Raw genomic sequence first — 26,168 nt, 5'->3', positions numbered from 1 at the left:
TCGAATGGATATTCAATTTTTAGGAACGGGGGCTGGTCAGCCCTCTAAAGCCCGCAACGTTTCAAGTCTCGCCCTGAAACTCTTGGACGAGATTAACGAAGTTTGGCTCTTTGATTGTGGAGAAGGAACGCAAAATCGCATTCTGGAAACCACGATTCGACCACGGAAGGTCAGCAAAATCTTTATCACACACTTGCATGGAGACCATATCTTTGGTTTGCCAGGATTTCTCTCTAGTCGTGCCTTTCAAGCCAATGAAGAGCAGACGGATTTGGAAATCTATGGTCCCCAAGGCATTAAGTCATTTGTCTTGACTAGTTTGCGTGTCTCTGGTTCTCGTTTGCCTTATCGCATTCATTTTCATGAGTTTGACCAAGATTCTCTAGGGAAAATTCTCGAAACAGATAAATTCACTGTGTATGCAGAAGAGTTGGATCACACTATTTTCTGCGTTGGTTATCGTGTTATGCAAAAGGACCTAGAAGGGACCTTGGATGCTGAAAAACTCAAAGCTGCCGGCGTACCATTTGGACCGCTTTTTGGTAAAATCAAAAACGGGCAGGATGTAGTCCTAGAAGACGGCACCGAGATCAAGGCTTCAGACTATATCTCAGCGCCACGTCCAGGTAAGATTATCACTATCCTGGGTGATACTCGAAAAACCAATGCCAGTGTACGTTTGGCTGTCAATGCAGATGTCCTTGTACATGAATCCACTTATGGCAAAGGTGATGAGAAAATTGCCCGCAATCATGGCCACTCAACCAATATGCAGGCTGCTCAGGTGGCAACAGAAGCGGGAGCCAAACGACTCTTGCTCAACCATATCAGCGCCCGTTTTCTTTCAAAAGATATCAGCCGGCTTAAGAAAGATGCTGCAACGATTTTTGAAAATGTCCATGTGGTTAAAGACTTGGAAGAAGTGGAAATCTAGAAGATTGAGAAAGGAAAAGTATGTCTACTATTCTCATTACAGGTGCTAGCGGTGGTCTAGCCCAAGAAATGGTCAAACTCTTGCCTCAAGACCAACTCATTTTGCTAGGTAGAAATAAGGAAAAACTAGTTCAGTTATACGGAAATCATCCTCAGGCAGAATTGATTGAAATTGATATTACCGACGTTCAAGCCATAGAAGAACTAGTTGCTGAACTCTATCAGCGTTATGGCAAGATTGATGTCTTGATTAACAACGCTGGATACGGAATTTTTGAAGATTTTGACAAAATTTCTGATCAAGACATTCATCAAATGTTTGAAGTCAACACCTTTGCTTTAATGAATCTGTCTCGGTTGGTTGCTTCTCGTATGAAGGAAATCCGAAAAGGACATATCATCAATATCGTCAGCATGGCAGGATTGATAGCGACTGGCAAGTCTAGTCTCTATTCAGCGACTAAGTTTGCGGCTATCGGTTTTTCAAATGCTCTTCGCCTTGAGCTCATGCCCTATGGTGTCTATGTGACGACGGTTAATCCCGGTCCTATCCGTACAGGATTTTTTGACCAGGCAGACCCAGATGGGAGCTACCTCAAATCGGTTGACCGTTTCCTACTCGAGCCAGATGCAGTAGCTAGAAAGATTGTCAAAACCATAGGAAAAAACAAACGGGAACTAAATCTTCCAATCTTGCTCCATTTAGCTCATAAATTTTATAGCCTCTTTCCCAAGTTAGCCGATAAGTTGGCTGGGGAAACTTTTAATTATAAGTAAACTCTTAGTCACACCTCGAAAGTTAAATTAAAAGCTTAACTTTTGGGGTGTTTTATTGTCGACTTTATTAAAGTATTGCAATTTAAGTCTTAAAATAGTATACTAGTTCTATTATTCATGAAAACGTTTGCGTTTTATTGATTTTAGGAGACAAGACATGGAATTAACAGCCATTTATCATAGACCAGAATCAGAGTATGCTTATCTGTATAAAGAAGATCAGTTGCATATCCGAATTAGAACCAAGAAAGATGATGTCCAGCGAGTTATTTTGCACTATGGGGATCCCTTTATTTTTATTGAGGATAAGTATGAAGCCAAGAAAGAAATGACTAAAGTGACATCAGACGCTTTATTTGATTATTGGCAGGTTACAGTATCAGTTAATTTTGCACGCATTCAGTACCTCTTTGAACTTCTTGATAAGGAAGGTCAGGGTGTCTTCTATGGTGATAAGGGTTGTGTGGAACATACTCAAGAAAACTTGGATTCGGAAGGAAATGGCTTTAAGCTTCCTTATATTCACGAAATCGACGGATGTCAGGTTCCTAGCTGGGTTTCAAATACCGTTTGGTACCAGATTTTCCCAGAACGCTTTGCGAATGGAAATTCTAATCTAACTCCAGATGGAGCTCGAGAGTGGGATGCTGCCATTGCACCTAATAGGGATGACTTTTTTGGTGGAGATTTACAAGGGATTATTGACCATTTAGACTATCTTAAAGATTTGGGAATCACTGGACTTTATCTATGTCCGATTTTTGAAGCAACGACCAATCACAAGTATGATACGACGGATTATTTTGAAATTGACCGTCACTTTGGAGATAAGGAAGTCTTTCGTAATCTAGTCGAAGAAGCTCACAAACGTGGCATCAAGATCATGTTAGATGCTGTGTTTAATCATATCGGTTATCAATCTGTCCAATGGCAGGATGTTCTAAAAAATGGAGAAAATTCTCCTTATAAAGATTGGTTCCATATTCAAGAATTTCCAGTTACAGAGGATAAACTTCAGAATCCAAGAGAATTGCCATACCATACCTTTGCCTTTGCCAGCTATATGCCTAAGTTAAATACAGCCAATCCTGAAGTCAAAGAGTTTCTTTTAAGTGTTGCGATCTACTGGATTGAGAATTTTGATATCGATGCGTGGCGTTTGGACGTTGCCAATGAAATTGATCATGAGTTCTGGAGAGATTTCAGAAAGGCAGTTCTCGCTAAAAAGCCTGATTTGTACATCTTGGGTGAAATCTGGCATACGTCTCAGCCTTGGTTACAAGGGGATGAGTTCCATGCAGTTATGAACTATCCACTCTCTGAAAGTATCAAGGACTATTTCTTGCGTCAGACTAAAAAGACGGAGCGGTTCATTTCAGAAATCAACAGCCAGTCAATGTACTACAAGCAGCAAATCTTAGAGGTGATGTTTAACCTTTTAGATTCTCATGATACAGAGCGTATCCTCACGACTGCCAAAGGAAATGTGCAGCATGTTAAGGCGGCTTTAACCTTCCTCTATCTTCAAAAAGGGACTCCTTGTATCTATTACGGAACGGAGTTGGAGCTGATTGGCGGGCCAGACCCTGATTGCCGCCGAGTCATGCCTTGGGACCGTGTGTCTGAGGATAATGACATGCTAAACTTCATGAAGCAATTGATACAGCTCCGTAAAGAAGTTGCCAGTATTATTCAGCATGGAACTTATAAGCTAGAAGAAGTGAAGCCAGATGTTCTAGCATTAACGTGGAACTACGAAGGAAAAGAAGTTCAAGCCATCTTCAACCAGTCTCCTGAGAATTATATTATAGATAGAGATTCAGTTGATTTAGCGAGTTATTGCCAGATGGAGGATGGACAGTATGTCATCTTGAAAGATGGGTTTGTCATTTATATTTCGGAGTAGCATGTTCGTCTTGGCTCTTAAAATATATTAGTAATGAATATTTTAAAAGGTTGTTTTACACAGATAAACAACCTTTTATTTTGTATATGATTTAGCAATTCTGTCAAACAATACCTTAAGACAGTTATTTGTATTCATAATTTTCTACTAATTTTAGGAATCATAGTCTCAAGTATGCTTTTTACAAGAAACTATTGATGTATCTATTTTATTTGTATAAAATATGAGTAAAGATTAGGACAAAAGAAGAAAAAAGAGCAAGGAGGGGTAAACCTATTGATTGATCATCGAGAAAGAGAATTCAACCAAAACTGGCATTTCAAGCTCAACGCCAATGCTAAAGATGCAGTCAAGCCAGATGCCGATGTTTCTAGTTGGAAGAAATTAGACCTTCCTCATGACTGGAGTATCTACAATGACTTTGACCATAACTCACCTGCCCAAAACGAAGGTGGGCAACTTAATGGTGGTGATGCTTGGTATCGTAAGACCTTTAAACTCGATGAAGAAGACCTCAATAAGAATGTTCGTATCACATTTGATGGGGTTTACATGGATTCTCAGGTTTATGTAAATGGACAGCTAGTTGGTCACTATCCAAATGGTTACAACCAATTCTCATATGACATCACTGACTATCTCCATAAAGACGGTCGCGAGAATGTCGTAGCAGTGCATGCCATCAACAAACAACCAAGTAGCCGTTGGTACTCAGGAAGCGGGATTTACCGTGATGTTACCCTTCAAGTCACAGATAAGGTCCATACTGAGAAAAATGGAACAACTATCTTAACTCCAGACCTTGAAAAACAACAAAATGGTAAGGTAGATACTCATGTAACAAGTAAGATCGTCAATACTGATGATAAAGATCATGAAATTCTTGCTGAGTATCAAATCATTGAACGTAATGGTCAAGCAGTAACTGACCTAGTTCGTACAGCTAGTCAAGTCTTGAAAGCTCATCAAACAGCTAGCTTGAATGCTATTTTACAAGTTGACAAACCAAAACTTTGGACAGTTAATAGCGACAAGCCTGCCCTTTACGAATTGGTGACACGTGTCTATCGTGATGGTCAATTGGTCGATGCTAAGAAGGACTTGTTTGGTTACCGTTACTATAACTGGACACCAAATGAAGGCTTCTCTTTGAATGGTGAACGCATTAAATTCCATGGGGTTTCTCTTCACCATGACCATGGAGCTCTTGGAGCTGAAGAAAACTATAAGGCAGAATACCGTCGTCTGAAACAAATGAAGGATATGGGTGTAAACTCTATCCGTACAACTCACAACCCAGCTAGTGAGCAAACTTTACAAATCGCTGCTGAGCTTGGTTTGTTGGTCCAAGAAGAAGCTTTCGATACTTGGTATGGTGGTAAGAAACAGTATGACTACGGTCGCTTCTTTGACAAAGATGCTACTCACCCAGACGCTAAAAAAGGTGAAAAATGGTCTGATTTTGACCTTCGTACCATGGTTGAACGAGGAAAGAACAACCCTGCTATCGTTATGTGGTCTATCGGTAATGAAATCGGTGAAGCAGACGGAAAACCTCGTTCTCTAGCAACTGTTAAACGCTTGGTTCAAGTTATTAAGGCTGTTGATAAGACACGCTATGTCACTATGGGAGCAGATAAGTTCCGTTTTGGTGATGGTAGTGGTGACCATGAAAAGATTGCCAATGAACTTGATGCCGTTGGATTTAACTATTCAGAAGACAACTACAAGAAACTTCGTGCGAAACATCCAAATTGGTTGATTTACGGATCTGAAACTTCCTCAGCTACTCGTACACGTGGAAGTTATTTCCGCCCAGAACGTGAATTAGTACACAGCAATCAGGCTTACCGTCATTACGAGCAATCAGACTACGGTAATGACCGTGTTGGTTGGGGTAAAACAGCTACAGCATCTTGGACTTTTGACCGTGACAATGCTGGTTATGCAGGTCAGTTCATCTGGACAGGTACGGACTATATCGGTGAACCTACTCCATGGCATAACCAAAACCACACACCAGTTAAAAGCTCGTACTTTGGTATCGTAGATACAGCTGGTATTCCAAAACATGACTACTTCTTGTATCAAAGCCAATGGGTTTCTGCTGAGAAGAAACCAATGGTTCATTTGCTTCCTCACTGGAACTGGGAAAATCCTACCCTAAAAGAAAATGTAGCGGATGCAGATGGTAATATTCCAGTCCGTGCCTATTCTAACGCTGAAAGTGTAGAACTATTCTTGAATGGTAATACTCTAGGCAAGAAGACATTTACTAAAAAACAAACAAGTGATGGACGTACTTACCAAGAAGGTGCTAAACCGAATGAACTTTACCTTGAATGGAAGGTTGCTTTTGAAGCTGGTACTTTGGAAGCAGTAGCTCGTGATGAAGCTGGAAATATTATTGCTCGTGATAAGATTGTGACTGCTGGCGAACCTGCAGGGGTTCGTTTGGTCAAAGAAGAAAATGCTATCGCAGCTGACGGAAAAGACCTCACTTATATCTATTACGAAATTATTGACAGTAAGGGTAACGTAGTTCCTACTGCCAATAACCTTGTTCGCTTCCAGTTGCATGGACAAGGTCAGATTGTCGGTGTAGACAACGGAGAACAAGCCAGTCGTGAACGTTACAAAGAACAAGCAGACGGTTCATGGATTCGCAAGGCCTTTAATGGTAAGGGTGTTGTGATTGTTAAATCAACTGAGCAAGCAGGTAAATTCACCTTGACTGCTCACTCTGATTTCTTGAAATCTGGTCAAACAACCATTTTCACAGGTAAGAAAGACCAAGAGGAAAAGACTGTTTTAGGTACAGAGGTTCCTAAAGTTCGTACAGTTATTGGTCAAGCAGCGAAAATGCCTTCAAAAGTAGGATTTATCTACAGTGATAGCAGTCGTGCAAAACTTCCAGTAGAATGGTCAGCAGTTGATGTCAACCAACCAGGTATTGTGACTGTGAAAGGTGTGGCAGATGGTCGCGATGTAGAAGCGCGTGTTGAAGTCTTGGCACTCGAAGCAGAATTGCCTGTAGTTAAGAGAATTGCACCGAGTACAGATCTGAGTACGGTTGATCCATCTGTTACCTATGTATTATCAGACGGTACTGTAGGAAGTTATGACCTTGATAAGTGGGAAGTTGCAGCTGAAGATCAAGCTAAACTAGCTATCCCAGGTTCTCGCATTCTCGTTAAAGGAATTTCAGGTGATGATGAAATCGCTGCTACATTCGTAGTTGCCGAAGGTCAAGCTGATGGTCCAGTAGTACCGACTGTAACAGTAGCAGACCAAACAGTAGAAGGTCTCTCAACTGACCATCCAGTTCTATACCATAAACTTGCTTATGGAACTGCTTTACCTGAAGTCAAAGCTTTAGCTGAAAATGCTCAAGTAACAGTTATTCAAGCTAACGAAGCAAATGGTATGCGTGCAAGCATTTATGTTCAACCAAATGATGGTGGAGCACTTCAAACGTATGCTATCCGATTCTTACAAGAAGCTCCGCAGATTGAAGGTTTGAGCCTAGAAGTAGAAAATGCAGATGCACTGAAAGAAGACCAAACAGTAGGCATCAAGGTATTTGCTCACTATCAAGATGGTACTCAGGCAGTCTTGAAAGCCGACAAGGTAACCTTCTCTACATCAGGTGAGGGAGACGTAGCCGTTCGTAAAGGCATGCTTGAATTGCACAAACCTGGTCAAGTAACTTTGAAAGCTCAATTTGAAGGAGCTGAAGGTCAGATTGACTTGAACATTCAGGCAAATACTGAAAATAAGGTTGTCAAAGCCATTCGTCCAGTTAGCGTCGTGACAGGTTTGAACCAAGAACCAAGTCTACCTGATACAGTAACGGTAGAGTACGATAAAGGATTTCCAAAAGTTCACAAGGTGACTTGGCAAGCAGTTGCTATGGAAGACCTTGCTAAATACCATAGCTTTGATGTTCTAGGTAAAGTAGAAGGAATTGCAGATGAAGCTCATGCTAAAGTTTCTGTAGAAGGTATCATTGCAGTCGAAGAAGTGACTACAACAACTCCAGTTGCAGAAGCACCTCAACTACCAGAAAGCGTCCGTACTTACCACTCAAATGGCCAAGTATCTTCAGCTAAGGTAACTTGGGACGCAATTGACCCAAGCCAAAATGCAAATGAAGGCAGCTATACAGTGACAGGGCATGTGGAAGGTACTCTGTTACCAACCAAGCTTCATGTTCGTGTGTCTGCTCAGACAGAAACTGGTGCAAACATTTCTGACCAATGGACAGGTTCAGAATTGCCACTTGCCTTTGCATCAGATTCAAATCCAAGTGACTCGGTAGCCAATGTCAATGACAAACTAATCTCATTTAATGATCAACCGGCAAACCGCTGGACAAACTGGAAACGTACAAGTGAAGCATCAGTGGGAATCCTCTTTGGTGATTCTGGTATCCTGTCTAAACGTTCGGTTGACAACCTCAATGTTGCCTTCCACGAAGACCACGGTGTTGGTGCACCTAAGTCTTATGTCATCGAATACTATGTAGGAACAGATGTTCCAACAGTTCCTAAGAATCAAAGCTTTGTAGCTAGTGAAGAACACGTCTTTAACGATGACAATAACTGGAAACAAGTGACAAATCTTAAAGCTCCAGATCAAGTGAGAGCTGGAGAAATGACTCACTTTAGCTTTGATAAAGTCAATACCTATGCGGTTCGTATCCGTATGGTTAGACCAGATGGTAAATGGGGGACTTCCATTACAGAAATTCAAATCTTCTCTAAACAAGTAGCTGCAGCTAAGAAAGCTCAAGCTCAAATCCAAGTAGATGGAAAAGATTTGACAAACTTTAACCCTGGCTTGACTGACTATTATCTAGAAGCTAAAGAAGACCAAGCACCAACTGTAACAGCAAGTGTATCAGATAATGGTATTGCTACAGTGATTCCAAGTGTTCGTGAAGGGGATCCAGTTCGAGTTGTCGTTAAGGCTGAAAACGGAGATATTCTAGGGGAATACCGTCTACACTTTAAGGTGACAAGTGATTGTTAAAATATAGTGTAAATCAAAGTAGAGAGAACCAAAGTGTTCTCTCTTTTCTATCTTATATTTGCTTTTATTCTCAGAAGAGTTATAATAAAGATGAAAATAGGGGAAGAGGAGGAGATAGGATGGCTTATATTGAAATGAAAAACAGCTATAAGAGGTATCATACTGGAGATACAGAAATCGTAGCTAATCGAGATGTCAACTTCGAGATTGAAAAGGGAGAACTAGTCATTATTCTCGGGGCATCTGGAGCAGGGAAGTCAACAGTTTTGAATATTCTTGGTGGAATGGATACCAATGATGAGGGACAAGTCTGGGTTGATGGAACCAATATTTCGAATTTCACTTCTCATCAGAGAACTAACTATCGTAGAGATGACGTTGGCTTTATCTTTCAATTTTACAACTTGGTTTCTAACTTGACTGCTAAGGAAAATGTTGAGCTAGCTTCAGAAATTGTTGCTGATGCCTTGAATCCAGAACAGGTTCTAAAGGATGTTGGCTTAGGACACCGTCTCAATAATTTTCCAGCCCAGCTGTCAGGTGGTGAACAACAACGGGTCTCCATTGCTCGAGCGGTGGCTAAAAATCCTAAAATTCTCCTCTGTGATGAACCAACGGGAGCTTTGGACTACCAGACTGGTAAGCAGGTTCTAAAGATTCTTCAAGATATGTCACGTAAAAAAGGGGCCACCGTTATCATCGTAACGCATAATGCTTCCCTAGCTCCTATAGCTGATCGCGTGATTCAGATGCACGATGCTGGTGTCAAGAGTGTTGTTATCAATCCTCAACCACAGGATATTGATGATTTGGAGTACTGAGATGAAAAGAAAGACATATTGGAAAGATCTGCTCCAGTCTTTCAAAGGTTCAAAGGGACGCTTTCTCTCTATACTGACCTTGATGATGTTGGGTTCCTTGGCTTTGGTCGGTCTCAAGGTAGCCAGTCCAAATATGGAGCGAACAGCATGGGATTATATTCAAAAAGCCAATCTGGCTGATATTACTGTCATAGCAGATTATGGTCTAGATCAGGCAGATCAGGAAGAATTGCAAACTCTATCAGGAGTAGATGTCGAATTTGGTTATATGACGGATTTGACTCTAGAAGGTAGTCAAGAAGCCATACGGATTTTTTCTAAAACCGAAAATATTTCAAAATTTGAGGTGACTCAAGGTAGATTGCCTGAGCAAGAGGATGAATTGGCCTTGGCGGACTTTTGGAAAGATCGCTATCAGATTGGTCAAGTCATTCATCTGAGCCAAAAGAATGCTAGCAATTCTCAGTTGAAGCGGGAAAGTTATACCATTACAGGCTTTATCCACTCTCCAGATATTTTTTCAAAGACGGATATGGGGAGTTCAGCCAGTGGTAATGGGAACTTATCAGCCTATGGAGTTGTAACAAAAGATATCTTTAAGAGCTCTGTTTACACGATTGCCCGCCTTCATTTTACTAGTTTGACAGATATCAATCCTTTTTCCAGTGATTACGAAAAGAAGCTAGAGGAAGAAGAGGAGACTCTAAAGGAACTAGTTGCTGATAATGGTCAAGCCCGTTTAAAGAAAATCAAAGAGGAATCTCAAGAAAAACTAGACGACGGGAAGAAAAAACTGGATGAGGCGGAGAGTAACTTAACAGCTGGCAAGAAACGTTTACAAGAAATCGAAAGTAGGCTTAAAGGTCAAGAGGCCCAGTTAAGCCAACTACCAGAACCCTACAAAAGTCAAGCATCTAGTCAGATAGAAGAAGCCAAAGAACAATTGAAACAAGAAAAGGAAAAACTAAGCCAAGCTGAAAAGGATTTTACTGAGGAAAAGGCTAAATGGCAGACCAGTCAGGATGAGTTGAATGCTCTGACAGAGCCAACCTATCATGTATACAATCGAAAAAGCTCTCCTACCGGCCAAGGCTATCTCATGTATAGTAATTCAGCCATGAGCATTCGGGCAGTTGGCAATATTTTTCCAGTCGTTCTCTATGTTGTTGCAGCCATGGTGACCTTTACTACCATGACTCGTTTTGTAGACGAGGAAAGAACCAATGCTGGTATCTTTAAAGCTCTAGGCTACCGTAGCAGAGATATTATCGCCAAGTTTGTGATATATGGTCTAGTAGCTGGAACATTTGGAACCCTTCTAGGAATTCTGATTGGCCATTATATCCTAGCACCTACAATCTCCCATATCATCACTGAGCGAATGATTGTTGGTGAGAGTCAGCAGTATTTCTACTGGACCTATAGTTGCTTGGCTATAGGCTTAAGCTTGCTAGCTAGTGTCCTACCAGCCTACCTTGTATCTCGTAGAGAGTTGCATGAAGAAGCAGCGAAATTATTATTACCTAAGCCTCCAGTCAAGGGTTCTAAAATTCTCTTAGAACGCATCACATTTATCTGGTCACGCTTGAGCTTTACTCAAAAGGTTACGGCTCGTAATATCTTTCGCTATAAGCAGCGTATGTTAATGACAATTTTTGGGGTTGCAGGTTCAGTGGCTCTCCTCTTTGCAGGGCTTGGTATTCAATCTTCTGTGGTTGGAGTAGCTAGTAGGCAGTTTAATGACCTGCAACAATATCAGATGGTTCTTTCTGTTAATACTCGGGCCTCTGATTCTGATAAGAGCAAGTTAGAACAAAAATTGAAAAGTGATGACGTAGAGAATTATCGTTTGATATACTCTAAGCAGGTGGAGGAAAAGTATTCCGTCAAGGCTGTAATTCAGACAGTGACCATCTTGGCGACAGATAAGGATGACCTGTCCCCATTTGTACTTTTAGAAAATAATGGGGAAAAACTTGATTTATCTAGAGGAGTTGTTCTGACAGAGAAATTAGCCCAGTTGGCAGGAGTTTCCGTTGGAGACAACTTTACAATCGATGGAAAAACTTTTAAAGTAGGAGCTATTACCGAGCATTATGTAGGGCACTTTGTTTATATGAACCAAGCAACCTATGAGAAAATTTATGGTCAAACTCCTAAGATGAATACCTATCTTGTCCAACTCAAGGATAAAAGTGAAGGCAATACTGAAAGAGTTGCAGGAGAATTTATGGAGCAGGCAGCTGTCAATGGTGTCGTTCAAAATGCTTCTACTATCCAACTCTTTGAAAGTTTTGCCAGTTCCCTTAACCAAACCATGGCAATTTTGGTGCTGGTATCAGTGCTATTAGCTATTGTGATCCTCTATAATTTGACCAATATCAATGTTGCTGAAAGAATTCGTGAACTCTCAACCATAAAGGTCCTTGGTTTTCACAATAAAGAAGTGACCCTTTATATCTATCGAGAGACCATCATACTGTCACTGGTTGGAATGATTTTAGGCCTAATATCTGGTTATTATCTCCATCAATTTTTAATTCAAATGATAGCACCAGGAACCTTCCGTTTTCAACCACAGGTCGGTTGGGAAGTGTACTTAATCCCAGTTTTAGCTGTTGGTGTCATCTTGACCATACTCGGTTTTTTTGTCAATCACTATCTCCGAAAGGTCGATATGCTAGAAGCCCTCAAGTCGGTAGAATAGGTTTTTTATAACAAAAAAACAAATAAGAAAGCCCTTTGTGGCTTTTTTATTTTCATAAAAATGGTAAAATAGTAAGAGTAGAAATGGAGTTCTAGCTATGAAACGAATTGATCAATTTAAAAATAAGAAAGTATTAGTCCTAGGTTTGGCTAAATCTGGTGAATCTGCAGCTCGTCTCTTAGACAAGCTAGGTGCCATCGTAACGGTTAATGATGGTAAACCTTTTGAGGAAAATCCAGCAGCTCAGAGCCTTTTAGAAGAGGGCATCAAGGTTGTCACTGGTGGACATCCTTTGGAATTGTTGGATGAAGATTTTGCTCTCATGGTGAAAAACCCAGGGATACCATATAGTAATCCTATGATTGAAAAATCTCTAGAAAAAGGTATTCCAGTCTTAACGGAAGTTGAGTTAGCTTATTTGGTTTCAGAAGCACCAATCGTTGGAATTACTGGTTCAAATGGTAAGACAACAACGACAACTATGGTTGGTGAAGTTCTAACTGCAGCTGGACTAAATGGTCTTCTTTCTGGGAATATCGGTTTTCCTGCTAGTCAGGTGGCTCAGACGGCAACAGATAAGGATACCCTTGTCATGGAGCTATCATCTTTCCAATTGATGGGTATTCAAGCCTTTCATCCTGAGATTGCTGTTATTACCAATTTGATTCCATCTCATATTGACTATCACGGTTCGTTTGAGGACTATGTAGCAGCCAAGTGGAATATCCAAAATAATATGACGGATTCAGATTACCTAGTTTTAAATTTTAATCAAGAATTAGCCAAAGAGTTGGCAACAAAATCTCAAGCAAAAGTTGTACCTTTTTCAACTATTGAAAAGGTTGACGGAGCTTACCTAGAAGATGGTCAACTCTATTTCCGTGGTGAAAAGGTTATGGTAGCTGATGAGATTGGTGTGCCAGGTAGCCACAATGTGGAAAATGCTCTTGCAACCATTGCCGTTGCTAAACTGCGTGGCGTTGATAATGAAATCATCAAGGAAACCTTGTCAACTTTTGGTGGCGTCAAGCACCGTCTCCAATATGTAGATGAAATTAAGGGTGTAAAATTCTACAACGATAGTAAGTCAACCAATATCTTAGCAACTCAAAAAGCCTTGTCAGGATTTGATAATAGCAAGGTTATCTTGATTGCGGGTGGTTTAGACCGTGGTAATGAGTTTGACGAATTGGTACCAGACATTACTGGACTTAAGAAAATGGTCATCCTCGGTCAGTCTGCAGAGCGTGTCAAACGTGCAGCGGATAAGGCTGGTGTGGCTTATGTCGACGCGACGGATATTGCAGATGCAACCCGCAAGGCTTATGAACTTGCAGAAGCAGGAGATGTAGTTCTTCTCAGTCCAGCCAATGCAAGCTGGGATATGTATTCCAATTTTGAAGTTCGTGGAGATCTTTTCCTTGCTACAGTTGCGGAGTTAAAAGGATAATATGAAAAAAATAGTCTTTACAGGCGGGGGGACGGTAGGACACGTTACCCTCAACCTATTATTGATGCCCAAGTTCATCGAAGATGGCTGGGAAGTCCACTATATTGGTGATAAACATGGAATCGAACACCAAGAAATCCTCAAGTCAGGTCTTGATGTGACCTTCCATTCTATTGCTACTGGGAAATTGCGTCGCTATTTCTCTTGGCAGAATATGTGGGATGTTTTTAAAGTTGCTTGGGGAATAGTCCAATCTTTCTTTATCATGCTTATGATTCGTCCCCATGCCCTCTTTTCAAAAGGAGGATTTGTATCTGTACCCCCCGTTATTGCAGCCCGTTTATCTAGAGTCCCTGTCTTTATTCATGAGTCAGACTTATCAATGGGCTTGGCCAATAAAATAGCCTATAAGTTTGCGACTAAGATGTACTCTACTTTTGAACAACCCGCTAGTCTTACTAAGGTGGAACATGTAGGAGCAGTGACCAAGGTTTCTGGACCAATTATAGAAGAGCCAGAGATTATGGTCGATATCCGGACTTGTTTCGACAGCAAACTACCAACTCTTCTATTTGTGGGTGGGTCTGCTGGAGCGCGTGTCTTTAATCAGTTGGTTACAGACTATAAAAATGAGCTGACTAGTCGCTATAATGTCATTAACCTAACTGGAGATTCTAGCTTGAATGAACTGAGCAAAAATCTCTATCGAGTTGATTATGTCACTAAACTCTATCAACCACTCATGAATATGGCAGATGTTGTCATTACTCGTGGTGGTGCCAATACACTTTTTGAGCTGTTAGCTATGGCTAAATTACATGTTATTGTGCCACTTGGTCGCGAAGCCAGTCGTGGAGACCAGATTGAAAATGCAGCTTACTTTGTGAAAAAAGGATATGCAGAAGAGTTACAAGAAAGTGACTTGAATTTATCAAGCTTGGAAGAAAAAGTAACTCTACTTCTAAATAACAAAGAAATCTATCAAAACACGATGAGGAATTCTCATGAATTAAAATCTGTAGCGGATTTTTATGAGCTACTTAAAAAAGATTTATCATAAGGAAAATTGATGTCAAAGGAAAAAAAGAAAAAGCAAACTCCTGACAAGGAATTGTCAGAGTGGCAAAAACGAAATCAAGAGTATCTTCAAAAAAAAGCTGAAGAAGAGGCTAAACAAAAAGAACTTGAAGCAAGCGCAGAGGAAGAAAAAATGCCATCATCTTCTTCTGAGGAGAGCGATCAAGAATTATCAGAATGGCAAAAGCAACACCAAGAGTATCTTCAAAAAAAGGCTGAAGAGGAAGCAAAAAGTGCTGAAAATACAGCTGATACAGATTCGGATGAGGAAGCCGATGTTGATTCTGAACCAGAAAGTGATACGGAATCTGAAAAGGAAGAAGATTCTGATACCAGTGATGTTCAAGAAAAACAAGAGGAACAGACTGATACAGAAAAGATATCTTCAATAGATTCAAGTAGTAAAGATAAGAATAAAGAAAAAAGATCTAAAGTTAAGAAAGAAAAGAAGCCCAAAACTTCTAAACCTCCAATTCGGTCTGTTCATATTTGGCGTGCAGTTTCTATTTTAGTTCCGAGCTTTTTGATCTTGTTCTTATCAATCTACCTTCTGACTCCTTTTGCTACCCTTAAACAAATTGAGGTAACAGGTACAGTTAAAACGAATGCTGAACAGATAAAAGAGGCTTCAGGAATTCGTGAGAGTGACTATACTATTAGTTTGATTCTAAATAAAGATAAGCATGCTGAATTGATCAAATCCAATTACTGGGTTGAATCAGCTTCTATTCAATACAAATTCCCTACAAAATTTACAATTGAAGTTAAAGAATTTGGGATTGTAGCCTATTCTGTATCAGGAGAGAATTATTATCCAATTTTATCCAGTGGTGAAATTGAATCAACCGCTGTGAGTCCAAGTGATCTGCCTGAAACTTTTATATCAGTTCTTTTTACGAACAAAGAACAAATCAAGACTTTGATTTCAGAGCTATCAAAAGTGAGCTCCGAAATTAAGGATTCCATTGATAAGATTGAATTAGCACCAAGTAAAGTCACCAGCGACCTCCTCAAAATCACAATGCACGATACAGATGAGATACTGGTACCATTATCAGAACTAGGTAAAAAATTACCATATTATAGCAAGATAAAACCTCAATTAACCGTACCAAGTGGTATTGACATGGAGGTCGGTATCTATAGCTATAGTCTAGTGGATAAGGCTCTGGATGACGAAAGAGTCAAAGCCAAAGAAGAGGAAAAGAAGAAGCAGGAAGAAGAGAAGAAAAAACAAGCTGAGCAAGGAAATCAAGATCAAACAACACAGACGACTCAAACAACACAGAGTCGCTAAGTTTCAAATGATTCGTTCAGTTACTTGTTTTTACTTGACAAGTACCGCTTTAAATAATAGAATAATAAAAAACCTTTAAAGCAGTCCAGAGAGGCAGCTAAGGTTAGACGGTGAAAGGGTGGAGACTACCCATTTTTCGTGGAACCTTGCTGTAGCAGGTTCCTTTTTTGTATTATTTACCAAAGGAATTAACTGGATTTGAAATAAAGCAAAAGGAGAAAGATATGCGAGAAAGTCGCCCAGTCATTGCTCTGGATTTTCCAAGTTTTAAAGAAGTTCAAGATTTTTTGGAACTCTTTCCTAGTGAGGAAAAACTGTATTTGAAAGTTGGAATGGAACTATACTACTCAGCTGGTCCTGAGGTTGTACGATATCTGAAGAAATTGGGGCATAGTGTCTTTTTAGATTTAAAACTTCATGATATTCCTAACACAGTAAAATCGGCTATGAGAGTTTTATCTGATTTAGGAGTTGATATGACCAATGTCCACGCAGCTGGTGGTGTTGAAATGATGAAGTCGGCGCGTGAAGGACTTGGAAATCAGGCAAAGTTGATTGCTGTTACACAGTTGACTTCAACTTCTGAAGAGCAAATGAGAGACTTTCAAAATATCCAAACCAGTCTTCAAGAATCTGTCATTCATTATGCCAAAAAGACTGCTGAAGCAGGCTTGGATGGAGTTGTTTGTTCAGCTCAGGAAGTCAAACTCATCAAGGAAGCTACCAGTCAAGACTTTATCTGTTTGACACCTGGAATCCGTCCATCAGGAGCTGCTCTTGGAGACCAAAAACGTGTCATGACACCTGCTGATGCCTATCAAATAGGCAGTGACTTTATCGTAGTTGGAAGACCAATCACTCAAGCCACTGATCCAGTAGCAGCTTATCATGCCATAAAGGATGAGTGGACACGAGACTGGAAATAAGAATATAGTTTAAAATACAAAGGAGAATCCCATGACACTTGCTAAAGACATTGCTAGCCATCTATTGAAAATTCAAGCTGTTTACCTCAAACCAGAAGAACCTTTTACTTGGGCATCAGGTATCAAGTCACCGATTTATACGGACAATCGTGTAACACTTGCCTACCCAGAGACACGTACCTTGATTGAAAATGGTTTTGTAGAAGCCATCAAGGCAGAATTCCCAGAAGTTGAAGTGATTGCAGGAATAGCGACTGCGGGTATCCCACACGGTGCCATCATCGCTGATAAGATGAATCTGCCATTTGCTTACATCCGTAGCAAACCAAAAAACCATGGGGCTGGAAACCAAATCGAAGGTCGTGTAGCCCAAGGCCAAAAAATGGTCGTTGTTGAAGATTTGATTTCAACAGGGGGATCAGTTCTTGAAGCCGTAGCTGCTGCCAAACGTGAAGGAGCTGATGTACTTGGTGTTGTAGCAATTTTCAGCTATCAATTACCAAAAGCAGATAAAAACTTTGCGGATGCTGGTGTCAAACTGGTGACACTTTCAAACTACAGTGAGCTTATCCACCTAGCCCAAGAAGAAGGTTACATCACACCAGAAGGACTTGACCTCTTAAAACGCTTTAAAGAAGACCAAGAAAATTGGCAAAAAGTTTAATATATTGAAATTATAGAGACTTAAACTCTAATTTGAACTTAAATATTATATCTAAAATAAAAAAACACATAAAATAAGATAATTCAAATCTATATTTTATGTGTTTTTTCTAGAATAATTTAATAAAGAGTTTATCACAATTATTGGTTAAATAACTCTATTTAGTTGTTTAGTTACATTAAATCTTTTAACTAACCAAGATGCCATTATTGATTTTGATTGTAGTCAGGAGTTTCTTCGATAAATTCTACGATATCATTTGGAAGACAATCTAAAATACAACATAGCTTTTCTAGTGTCAGTAAAGTTATGTTTTTATTTTTCTTCAAACTATCTAGAGTTTTGTTGTCAATCCCTGATTTTAATAATCTATATTGAGAAATTTCTTTTTTCTTCATCGTAGCCCAAAGGGGGTTAAAACTGATAATCGTTATCAACTCCTTTAACTTAATTATAAGTAAAAAAAGCACTTCTTCATATTGTGTATATAACCACAATATGTTAAAATAGGTATGGAAGGAGAAATATATATGAATAGGGCTATATCTCAGGATGAGAAGGAATTAGATTATTTTTTAGGGATTATTCCTGAAGAGTTTAAATCAGCAAGTTTTAATGATTGGACAATTTGGGATGCATATGCGAGAGGTAGGTTACCTAATAAACGTTGGTCAGAAGTATTTGATAATGGGGAATACCATTCAATGGAAATCATTACTAAAGAAGGTAAAACTTATAAATACTACCCAATTGCTAATCCCCAACCATACCAGACGGTAATTCAAGAACATGTTTCAACTCTTGAAGAGCCTGAACGAAGTAGAGAATTGCTCATTGATGCTGCAATTTGGTCAAAACGTATTGAAATAGCAACGCAGTATTTCTATAATTTAGATAGTAAATATGTTGATTTGATTAATGTTAAACTTAGTGGATTTGGATGGGTTGTTAGGATATTAGGATCTTTGTTTCTAGTAGCCTACAAAGAAAGACTTGGTGAATTTAGTAGCTCTGGCTTGGGTTTTTTAAGTGGACCGTTTGAATATACTGTTTGGATAGCTATGTGGGTTATTCTTTGGTCTCCAATTTATTTTGCTTTTCAACGAGTAAAGAAGGATAAGCCAAAAGCTGAACAAATTCGACAGCTACAAAATGAAGTTACTAATGCTAGAGATTATTTTATAGGAAAAATAAATTGTCTTCCATTTGTTACAGCAAGACAACAAGCTGGCTTGGATGTCCATTATAGTGCTTTTATATATATGATTAATTTGATAGATCAAGGAAGAGCCTATGATATAGGACAAGCTCAAAACTTATATGAAGAATTGAAGAGAAATGAGCAATTAAGACAACAGTTTCAAGAGTTACAAAGACAAGTTAGTTACAATAATAAATTGACAACGATCAATACATTTACAAACTTAATGAAATAATGGATAAAAAACTAAAGGAGAACTATTATGTCTAGAAAACCAAAATATCAACGAGATTACGAAGAAGCAATAGAAGGAATGTGGTGGGGAGTTGCAGTATTTATTGGTGCAATGTACTTCTTGGTTAAAGTAACTTATTACATCGCATTACCATTTTATGCCCTATTTACTCATTTGTTTGAAGAAAAAATGCAACAAAAAGAATATCTAAATTGGATGAGATTTTTACCTTTTACTTGGTTTATTACAGGAGAGACAAAGGAGATGCGACGTGCAGCTGTAAGTAGTGTGTTGCTCCCTATTGTTGTACCTCTATTTTTACTATTTAATCATCTATTTAATATTAAAGCAATCGGTGATGGGTTTGCGATTTTTATCTTTATTCTATTTGGTTTAAGTGTAGGAAGTATTATCGGTACTTATAAAAATTATCAATTTTCAAAAAAACATATACGATAAATTTTGTATACTGTAAAAAATTACCAATAATTAAATTTTAAAAATTATGGCATTTAAAAGCAAATTATAAAATTTATGATAAAACACTCAGGTATTCTTAGAACTACCTGAGTTTTTTTATTTAATGGAAGGTTTATAACCATAGTCTCTGTTTAGGGTAGGATAGGCGGAGTGAATCTGTATCATCTTTAACTTCTAGTTCTTAATCTGTTTACCTTTATGATGAAAAGTACAGACAAATTTTTTGAAAACATCATGAAAAAGGTTTAAACTATTCTAGTAAACAAAAGTAAACGTTTACGTTTAAGGAGGACTATTGATGTCATATAAAACAAGCAATGCAGAAGGACCTGTAGATTTTATAAATACCTATGATTTGGAGTCTATGGCCCAACAAGTTATTCCCAAAGCTTCTTTTGGGTATATTGCGAGTGGTGCAGAGGACACTTTTACTTTGAGAGAGAATATCCGAGCTTTTAACCACAAACTCATTGTTCCTCGAACCTTATGTGATGTGGAAAATCCAAGCACAGAGATTGAATTTGATGGTGAAAAACTATCTTCACCAATCATTATGGCACCTGTTGCGGCTCATAAACTAGCTAATGAGCAAGGAGAAGTTGCGACTGCGCGTGGAGTACACGAGTTCGGTTCACTCTATACAACTAGCTCCTACTCAACAGTTGACCTGCCAGAAATTTCTCAAGCCCTTCAAGGTACACCTCATTGGTTCCAATTCTACTTTAGTAAAGATGATGGCATTAACCGTCACATTATGGATCGCGTCAAGGCAGAAGGTTATAAGGCTATTGTCTTGACTGCTGATGCGACAGTAGGAGGTAACCGTGAGGTAGACAAACGCAACGGTTTTGTGTTCCCAGTTGGCATGCCTATCGTAGAAGAATACCTACCTCAAGGTGCTGGTAAGTCAATGGACTATGTCTATAAATCAGCCAAACAACGCCTATCTCCACGAGATGTTGAGTTTATCGCAGAATACTCAGGACTTCCTGTTTATGTCAAAGGTCCACAATGCCGAGAAGACGTTGAACGCTCACTGGATGCAGGAGCTTCAGGTATTTGGGTAACCAACCACGGTGGTCGACAAATTGATGGTGGACCGGCTGCTTTTGACTCGCTACAAGAAGTGGCTGAAGCAGTAAATAAACGTGTGCCAATCGTTTTTGACTCTGGTGTTCGTCGTGGTCAGCACGTCTTTAAAGCCTTGGCTTCTGGAGCTGACTTAGTAGCCATTGGACGACCTGTCATTTATGGTTTAGCCCTTGGTGGTAGTGTTGGTGTACGCCAAGTCTTTGAACATTTGAATGATGAATTGAAGACAGTTATGCAGTTATCTGGAACACAGACAATTGAAGATGTGAAACGATTCAAGCTTCGTCACAATCCATATGATCCAAGTTTCCCAGCTGATTCACATGATTTAAAATTGTATTAGTAGTAAAATAAACCTCCACTCCAAGTGGAGGTTTTTGAGTTATGTCTTTGTAAACATGAAAGAGAGTTTAAAAAGTGAACTTAACGAGTATATAAGAAAAAATTTTAATACATTTTAAACTATTTTAAAAATTTTTAGGAAATTTAGTTGACAAATGTAGATTTTAAGAGTATACTGATAATTGTAATTGACAAATGTAGATTTTGGAGGAGATAACAATGCAGATTTCGGATGCAGAATGGCAGGTCATGAAGATTATCTGGATGCAGGGGGAGCAGACTAGTACTGATCTCATAAAAGTATTAGAGAAAAGGTTTAGCTGGTCTAAGTCCACGATTCAGACACTCTTAGCCCGCTTGGTGGAAAAAGAATGTTTGACTCGGGAAAAGCAGGGCAAGTCCTTTATCTATTCAGCCCTGTTGACACAGGAAGATAGCAAGAAGTTACTTGTCCAGGATATCAAAGACAAGGTTTGTTCTCGCAGGATGAAGCAGTTACTTGCTGATTTGATCAAAGAATGTGACTTTACCCTAGCCGACTTAGAAGGCTTGGAAGAAGTGATTTCAAAGAAAAAAGCAAGTGCTGTAACAGAAGTAAAATGTAATTGTATGTAAAGGAGACGCTATGTTAAATCTATTTGTATCTATTGTTGTTTTAGGAATGATTGCTTTTATCCTCTTTTGGTTTTTCAAAAAACCTCAAGAAGATGCTAAGAGAGCCCAGCAAAAAAATGGCTATCAGGAGATTCGAGTGGAGGTCATGGGAGGATATACTCCAGGAACCATCATCCTCAAAAAATCGCAACCTGCTCGCATTATTTTCGATCGAAAAGATCCTTCACCTTGCTTGGATCAAATCGTTTTTCCAGACTTTGGGGTGCATGCTGATTTGCCGATGGGAGACCAATATGTGGTGGAAATCACTCCTAAAGAAGCCGGAGAATATGGTTTCTCTTGTGGCATGAATATGATGCACGGTAAGATGATTGTAGAATAGGAGAATATTATGACTGAAATTGTAAAAGCAAGCCTTGAAAATGGTGTTCAAAAAATCCGTATCACGGCAGACAAAGGCTACCATCCAGCCCACATTCAACTGCAAAAAGGGATTCCTGCTGAGATCACCTTTCATCGTGTGACACCATCAAACTGTTATAAAGAAGTTCTCTTCGAAGAAGAAGGGATCCTAGAACCAATCGGCGTAGATGAGGAGAAAGTCATTCGCTTTACGCCTCAAGACTTGGGTGAGCACGAGTTTTCTTGTGGCATGAAGATGCAAAAGGGAACCTACACCGTTGTTGAAAAAACCAAAAATTCTCTCAGTCTTTTACAACGTTTTTGGATTACTAGTATCTTTACTGTGCCTCTTGTGATTCTTATGATTGGGATGTCTACAGGAGGAATTAGTCACCAAGTCATGCGTTGGGGCACCTTTTTAGCCACAACCCCCATTATGCTGGTAGCTGGAGTTCCATATATCAGAAGCGCCTGGGCTAGTTTTAAAAAGCACAATTCCAACATGGATACCTTGGTTGCTCTGGGAACCCTAGTGGCCTATTTCTATAGCTTAGTTGCCCTCTTCACTGGTCTGCCCGTTTACTTTGAAAGTGCTGCATTTATCCTCTTCTTCATTCTTTTGGGAGCAGTTTTTGAGGAAAAAATGCGAAAAAATACTTCGCAGGCAGTCGAAAAATTATTAGACCTACAAGCAAAAACAGCAGAGGTTTTGCGTGATGATGTTTATGTTCAAATACCTCTAGAACAAGTCAAAGTTGGGGATCTCATTCGCGTTCGACCAGGTGAAAAAATTGCCGTTGATGGGATTGTCTTAGAAGGTGAAACGAGTATTGATGAATCAATGGTGACTGGGGAAAGTATTCCAGTCGATAAATCAGTTGGAGATGCTGTTATTGGGTCAACTATCAATAATAGTGGTACGATCATCTTTAGAGCTGAAAAAGTGGGTTCTGAGACTATGTTGGCTCAGATTGTGGACTTTGTGAAAAAAGCGCAAACGAGTCGTGCTCCTATTCAAGATTTGACAGACAAGATTTCAGGGATTTTTGTACCAGCAGTTGTCATTTTAGGACTTCTTACTTTTTGGATCTGGTTTGTTTTCCTAGGAGAAAGCTTTGTGACGTCACTTCTCTACGGAGTTGCTGTTTTGATTATTGCCTGCCCTTGTGCACTAGGACTTGCGACACCGACAGCACTCATGGTTGGAACAGGACGAAGTGCCAAGATGGGGATTCTTCTCAAAAATGGTACAGTTTTACAGGAAATCCAAAAAGTCCAAACGATTGTTTTTGATAAGACAGGAACCTTGACCGAAGGGAAGCCAGTAGTGACAGATGTTATTGGTGATGAAAGAGAAGTGCTAAGTTTGGCTGCTTCACTGGAAGATGTATCTCAACACCCGCTAGCTCAAGCTATTGTTAATCGTGCATCTGAAATAGGAATTAGCCTTTACCCAGTGGAAAACTTCCAAGCCTTGCATGGAAAAGGTGTGACTGGGATTATTAATGGGAAGCAAGTCTTGCTTGGGAATGCTAAGCTCTTAGCTGACCTTGCTATTCCACATGATTATCAAGAACGATTTGATTTGCTTGAGAAAGAAGCAAAAACAGTTGTCTTCCTATCTGTAGATGGTCAGTTAAAAGGCTTAATTGCCTTGCAGGATGTCCCTAAGGAAAATGCTCGAGAAGCTATTGCCAAATTGAAAAAACGTGGCCTTAGAACGGTCATGCTTACTGGAGATAATGCTGGAGTAGCCCATGCAATTGCAGAGCAAATTGGGATAGAAGAAGTGATTGCAAATGTCTTGCCAGAGGAAAAGGCACATGAAATTCACAAGCTTCAAAAGAATGGCAAATTAGCCTTTGTTGGAGATGGTATCAATGATGCACCGGCCCTCAGTGTAGCCGATGTCGGAATTGCCATGGGCTCTGGTACAGATATTGCTATCGAATCAGCGGATCTTGTCCTTACAACCAACAATTTACTAGGATTGGCACGTGCTTTTGATATGAGTAAGAAGACATTTAATCGTATTCTACTCAATCTTTTCTGGGCTTCTATCTATAACCTCATTGGTATTCCGATTGCAGCAGGAGTCTTTTCAAGTCTTGGTTTGGTGCTCAATCCAGAACTTGCAGGATTGGCCATGGCCTTTAGTTCAGTCTCTGTTCTGATCAGCTCTCTCATGCTTAATTTTACTAAAGTAGATTAAAAAGGCGGTCTTAACCGCTTTTTTTGCTATTCTAAAACAGATTTTCAAAACGCTTTCAAACTGTACTGTAATAGAGAATGGAGTATTCTGAGCATATACTTAGAAATCTAAAAACAAATGTGATAAATTAGGATTGTAAATTTACAGAATCGTTTTCAATTACTATATAAAAGCGTTTTTTGTAAATATATGAAATTATTTTGAAGGAGAGTTATCATTATGACTCAAGGGAAAATTACTGCATCAGCAGCAATGCTCAACGTATTGAAAACATGGGGCGTAGACACTATCTACGGTATCCCATCAGGAACACTCAGCTCACTTATGGACGCTTTGGCTGAAGACAAAGATATCCGTTTCTTGCAAGTTCGCCACGAAGAAACAGGTGCTCTTGCAGCGGTTATGCAGGCTAAATTTGGCGGATCTATCGGTGTTGCAGTTGGTTCAGGTGGACCTGGTGCAACTCACTTGATCAACGGTGTTTACGATGCAGCTATGGATAACACTCCATTCCTTGCTATCCTTGGATCACGTCCAGTTAACGAATTGAACATGGATGCCTTCCAAGAATTGAACCAAAACCCAATGTACAATGGTATCGCTGTTTACAACAAACGTGTAGCTTACGCAGAGCAATTGCCAAAAGTGATTGACGAAGCTTGCCGTGCTGCCGTTTCTAAAAAAGGTCCAGCTGTCGTTGAAATTCCAGTAAACTTTGGTTTCCAAGAAATCGACGAAAACTCATACTACGGTTCAGGTTCATACGAGCGTTCATTCATCGCTCCTGCTTTGAACGAAGTTGAAATCGACAAAGCTGTTGAAATTTTGAACAATGCTGAACGTCCAGTTATCTACGCTGGTTACGGTGGTGTTAAAGCTGGTGAAGTTATTACTGAGTTGTCACGTAAAATCAAAGCCCCAATCATCACAACTGGTAAAAACTTCGAAGCGTTCGAATGGAACTACGAAGGTTTGACAGGTTCTGCTTATCGTGTTGGTTGGAAACCAGCCAACGAAGTGGTCTTTGAAGCAGACACAGTTCTTTTCCTTGGTTCAAACTTCCCATTTGCTGAAGTATACGAAGCATTCAAAAACACTGAAAAATTCATCCAAGTGGATATCGATCCATACAAACTTGGTAAACGTCACGCCCTTGACGCTTCAATCCTTGGTGATGCAGGTCAAGCAGCGAAAGCTATCCTTGATAAAGTAAACCCAGTTGAATCTACTCCATGGTGGCGTGCAAATGTTAAGAACAACCAAAACTGGCGCGATTACATGAACAAACTCGAAGGTAAAACTGAGGGTGCGCTTCAATTGTACCAAGTATACAACGCTATCAACAAATACGCTGATGAAGATGCAATCTACTCAATCGACGTAGGTAACTCTACTCAAACATCAACTCGTCACCTTCACATGACACCTAAGAACATGTGGCGTACATCTCCACTCTTTGCGACAATGGGTATCGCCCTTCCTGGTGGTATTGCCGCTAAGAAAGACAATCCAGATCGCCAAGTATGGAACATCATGGGTGACGGTGCATTCAACATGTGCTACCCAGACGTGATCACTAACGTTCAATACAACCTTCCAGTAATCAACGTTGTCTTCACAAACGACGAGTATGCCTTCATCAAGAACAAATACGAAGACACAAACAAACACTTGTTTGGTGTAGACTTCACAAATGCTGACTACGCTAAAATCGCTGAAGCGCAAGGTGCTGTAGGATTCACTGTAAATCGTATCGAAGATATCGATGCAGTTGTTGCAGAAGCTGTTAAATTGAACAAAGAAGGTAAGACAGTTGTCATCGATGCTCGCATCACTCAACACCGTCCACTTCCAGTAGAAGTACTTGAATTGGATCCAAAACTTCACTCAGAAGAAGCAATCAAAGCCTTCAAGGAAAAATATGAAGCAGAAGAGCTTGTACCATTCCGTCTCTTCTTGGAAGAAGAAGGATTGCAATCACGCGCAATTAAATAATT

The 26,168-nt window shown here is 39.7% G+C and carries 18 protein-coding genes and 1 pseudogene; 18 read left to right on the top strand and 1 reads right to left on the bottom strand.

All coding sequences use genetic code 11. The features are described 5' to 3' along the window. Positions 1-4: 4 nt before the first annotated feature. The 11 genes and pseudogenes from rnz to pyrE all read left to right on the top strand — a co-directional run bounded on the left by rnz (position 5) and on the right by pyrE (position 17,592). Positions 5-934, top strand: a complete 930-nt coding sequence (rnz, locus tag PAN07_RS05525) for a ribonuclease Z (RefSeq protein ID WP_269797427.1) — start codon at positions 5-7, stop codon at positions 932-934. Between the two features lie 20 nt (positions 935-954). After that, on the top strand, positions 955-1,710 hold the full coding sequence (locus tag PAN07_RS05520) for an SDR family oxidoreductase (protein WP_269797426.1): 756 nt from the start codon (positions 955-957) through the stop codon (positions 1,708-1,710). Positions 1,711-1,867: 157 nt separating this feature from the next. Further along, on the top strand, positions 1,868-3,616 hold the full coding sequence (locus PAN07_RS05515; RefSeq protein WP_269797425.1) for a glycoside hydrolase family 13 protein: 1,749 nt from the start codon (positions 1,868-1,870) through the stop codon (positions 3,614-3,616). Between the two features lie 267 nt (positions 3,617-3,883). After that, positions 3,884-8,629 (top strand): annotated as a pseudogene (locus PAN07_RS05510) (Ig-like domain-containing protein); the annotation flags it as partial. 140 nt (positions 8,630-8,769) lie between these two features. Continuing rightward, positions 8,770-9,471: an ABC transporter ATP-binding protein gene (locus PAN07_RS05505; RefSeq protein WP_269797424.1), complete on the top strand. Its 702-nt coding sequence runs from the start codon at positions 8,770-8,772 to the stop codon at positions 9,469-9,471. 1 nt (position 9,472) lies between these two features. After that, the gene (locus PAN07_RS05500; protein WP_269797423.1) at positions 9,473-12,178 is read left to right on the top strand and encodes an FtsX-like permease family protein; all 2,706 of its coding nucleotides are present in this window, start codon (positions 9,473-9,475) and stop codon (positions 12,176-12,178) included. A gap of 97 nt (positions 12,179-12,275) precedes the next feature. Further along, on the top strand, positions 12,276-13,628 hold the full coding sequence (murD, locus tag PAN07_RS05495) for a UDP-N-acetylmuramoyl-L-alanine--D-glutamate ligase (protein WP_269797422.1): 1,353 nt from the start codon (positions 12,276-12,278) through the stop codon (positions 13,626-13,628). A 1-nt stretch (position 13,629) separates the two neighbouring features. After that, entirely contained in the window at positions 13,630-14,688 is a 1,059-nt protein-coding gene (locus PAN07_RS05490) for a UDP-N-acetylglucosamine--N-acetylmuramyl-(pentapeptide) pyrophosphoryl-undecaprenol N-acetylglucosamine transferase (RefSeq protein WP_269797421.1), read from the top strand. A gap of 9 nt (positions 14,689-14,697) precedes the next feature. Next, positions 14,698-16,002: an FtsQ-type POTRA domain-containing protein gene (locus tag PAN07_RS05485; protein WP_269797420.1), complete on the top strand. Its 1,305-nt coding sequence runs from the start codon at positions 14,698-14,700 to the stop codon at positions 16,000-16,002. Positions 16,003-16,226: 224 nt separating this feature from the next. After that, the gene (pyrF, locus tag PAN07_RS05480) at positions 16,227-16,928 is read left to right on the top strand and encodes an orotidine-5'-phosphate decarboxylase (protein ID WP_269797419.1); all 702 of its coding nucleotides are present in this window, start codon (positions 16,227-16,229) and stop codon (positions 16,926-16,928) included. A 31-nt stretch (positions 16,929-16,959) separates the two neighbouring features. Next, entirely contained in the window at positions 16,960-17,592 is a 633-nt protein-coding gene (pyrE, locus tag PAN07_RS05475) for an orotate phosphoribosyltransferase (protein ID WP_269797418.1), read from the top strand. Positions 17,593-17,798: 206 nt separating this feature from the next. Here pyrE and PAN07_RS05470 read toward each other — a convergent pair whose 3' ends face one another. Next, a complete protein-coding gene (locus tag PAN07_RS05470) occupies positions 17,799-17,990 on the bottom strand; it encodes a helix-turn-helix domain-containing protein (RefSeq protein ID WP_006155562.1) in 192 nt (63 codons plus the stop codon). Between the two features lie 132 nt (positions 17,991-18,122). Between PAN07_RS05470 and PAN07_RS05465 the strand changes: the two genes are divergently transcribed. From PAN07_RS05465 to spxB, 7 genes are all read left to right on the top strand, one after another. Beyond that, positions 18,123-19,028 (top strand): hypothetical protein, encoded by a 906-nt coding sequence (locus PAN07_RS05465; RefSeq protein ID WP_269797417.1) that lies wholly within the window; start codon positions 18,123-18,125, stop codon positions 19,026-19,028. 27 nt (positions 19,029-19,055) lie between these two features. Further along, positions 19,056-19,487 carry a hypothetical protein gene (locus PAN07_RS05460; protein ID WP_269797416.1) on the top strand — a complete coding sequence of 144 codons (432 nt, stop codon included), beginning with the start codon at positions 19,056-19,058 and terminating at the stop codon, positions 19,485-19,487. 319 nt (positions 19,488-19,806) lie between these two features. Continuing rightward, positions 19,807-20,943, top strand: a complete 1,137-nt coding sequence (gene lctO / locus PAN07_RS05455; RefSeq protein WP_269797415.1) for an L-lactate oxidase — start codon at positions 19,807-19,809, stop codon at positions 20,941-20,943. Between the two features lie 218 nt (positions 20,944-21,161). Next, on the top strand, positions 21,162-21,557 hold the full coding sequence (locus PAN07_RS05450; protein ID WP_269797414.1) for a CopY/TcrY family copper transport repressor: 396 nt from the start codon (positions 21,162-21,164) through the stop codon (positions 21,555-21,557). Positions 21,558-21,567: 10 nt separating this feature from the next. Next, a complete protein-coding gene (locus PAN07_RS05445; RefSeq protein WP_269797413.1) occupies positions 21,568-21,939 on the top strand; it encodes a cupredoxin domain-containing protein in 372 nt (123 codons plus the stop codon). 9 nt (positions 21,940-21,948) lie between these two features. After that, positions 21,949-24,171, top strand: coding sequence for a heavy metal translocating P-type ATPase (locus PAN07_RS05440; RefSeq protein WP_269797412.1), 2,223 nt, complete (start codon positions 21,949-21,951; stop codon positions 24,169-24,171). 219 nt (positions 24,172-24,390) lie between these two features. Further along, complete coding sequence (spxB, locus tag PAN07_RS05435; RefSeq protein ID WP_269797411.1) at positions 24,391-26,166, top strand: pyruvate oxidase; 1,776 nt, start codon at positions 24,391-24,393, stop codon at positions 26,164-26,166. The last annotated feature ends 2 nt before the right edge of the window (positions 26,167-26,168 follow it).

Source organism: Streptococcus sp. SM5, assembly GCF_027497975.1.
The sequence above is the reverse complement of the archived record's forward strand: the minus strand, read 5'-3'. Positions and strand labels throughout refer to the sequence as shown.

Excerpts from the sequence above, each read along its gene's own strand:
- PAN07_RS05450 (WP_269797414.1), top strand. The coding sequence starts at position 21,162 with ATGCAGATTTCGGATGCAGAATGGCAGGTCATGAAGATTATCTGGATG.
- spxB (WP_269797411.1), top strand. The coding sequence starts at position 24,391 with ATGACTCAAGGGAAAATTACTGCATCAGCAGCAATGCTCAACGTATTG.
- lctO (WP_269797415.1), top strand. The coding sequence starts at position 19,807 with ATGTCATATAAAACAAGCAATGCAGAAGGACCTGTAGATTTTATAAAT.
- murD (WP_269797422.1), top strand. The coding sequence starts at position 12,276 with ATGAAACGAATTGATCAATTTAAAAATAAGAAAGTATTAGTCCTAGGT.
- PAN07_RS05465 (WP_269797417.1), top strand. The coding sequence starts at position 18,123 with ATGAATAGGGCTATATCTCAGGATGAGAAGGAATTAGATTATTTTTTA.
- pyrE (WP_269797418.1), top strand. The coding sequence starts at position 16,960 with ATGACACTTGCTAAAGACATTGCTAGCCATCTATTGAAAATTCAAGCT.
- PAN07_RS05485 (WP_269797420.1), top strand. The coding sequence starts at position 14,698 with ATGTCAAAGGAAAAAAAGAAAAAGCAAACTCCTGACAAGGAATTGTCA.
- PAN07_RS05460 (WP_269797416.1), top strand. The coding sequence starts at position 19,056 with ATGTCTAGAAAACCAAAATATCAACGAGATTACGAAGAAGCAATAGAA.
- rnz (WP_269797427.1), top strand. The coding sequence starts at position 5 with ATGGATATTCAATTTTTAGGAACGGGGGCTGGTCAGCCCTCTAAAGCC.
- PAN07_RS05505 (WP_269797424.1), top strand. The coding sequence starts at position 8,770 with ATGGCTTATATTGAAATGAAAAACAGCTATAAGAGGTATCATACTGGA.
- PAN07_RS05440 (WP_269797412.1), top strand. The coding sequence starts at position 21,949 with ATGACTGAAATTGTAAAAGCAAGCCTTGAAAATGGTGTTCAAAAAATC.
- PAN07_RS05470 (WP_006155562.1), bottom strand. The coding sequence starts at position 17,990 with ATGAAGAAAAAAGAAATTTCTCAATATAGATTATTAAAATCAGGGATT.
- pyrF (WP_269797419.1), top strand. The coding sequence starts at position 16,227 with ATGCGAGAAAGTCGCCCAGTCATTGCTCTGGATTTTCCAAGTTTTAAA.
- PAN07_RS05520 (WP_269797426.1), top strand. The coding sequence starts at position 955 with ATGTCTACTATTCTCATTACAGGTGCTAGCGGTGGTCTAGCCCAAGAA.
- PAN07_RS05515 (WP_269797425.1), top strand. The coding sequence starts at position 1,868 with ATGGAATTAACAGCCATTTATCATAGACCAGAATCAGAGTATGCTTAT.
- PAN07_RS05500 (WP_269797423.1), top strand. The coding sequence starts at position 9,473 with ATGAAAAGAAAGACATATTGGAAAGATCTGCTCCAGTCTTTCAAAGGT.
- PAN07_RS05445 (WP_269797413.1), top strand. The coding sequence starts at position 21,568 with ATGTTAAATCTATTTGTATCTATTGTTGTTTTAGGAATGATTGCTTTT.
- PAN07_RS05490 (WP_269797421.1), top strand. The coding sequence starts at position 13,630 with ATGAAAAAAATAGTCTTTACAGGCGGGGGGACGGTAGGACACGTTACC.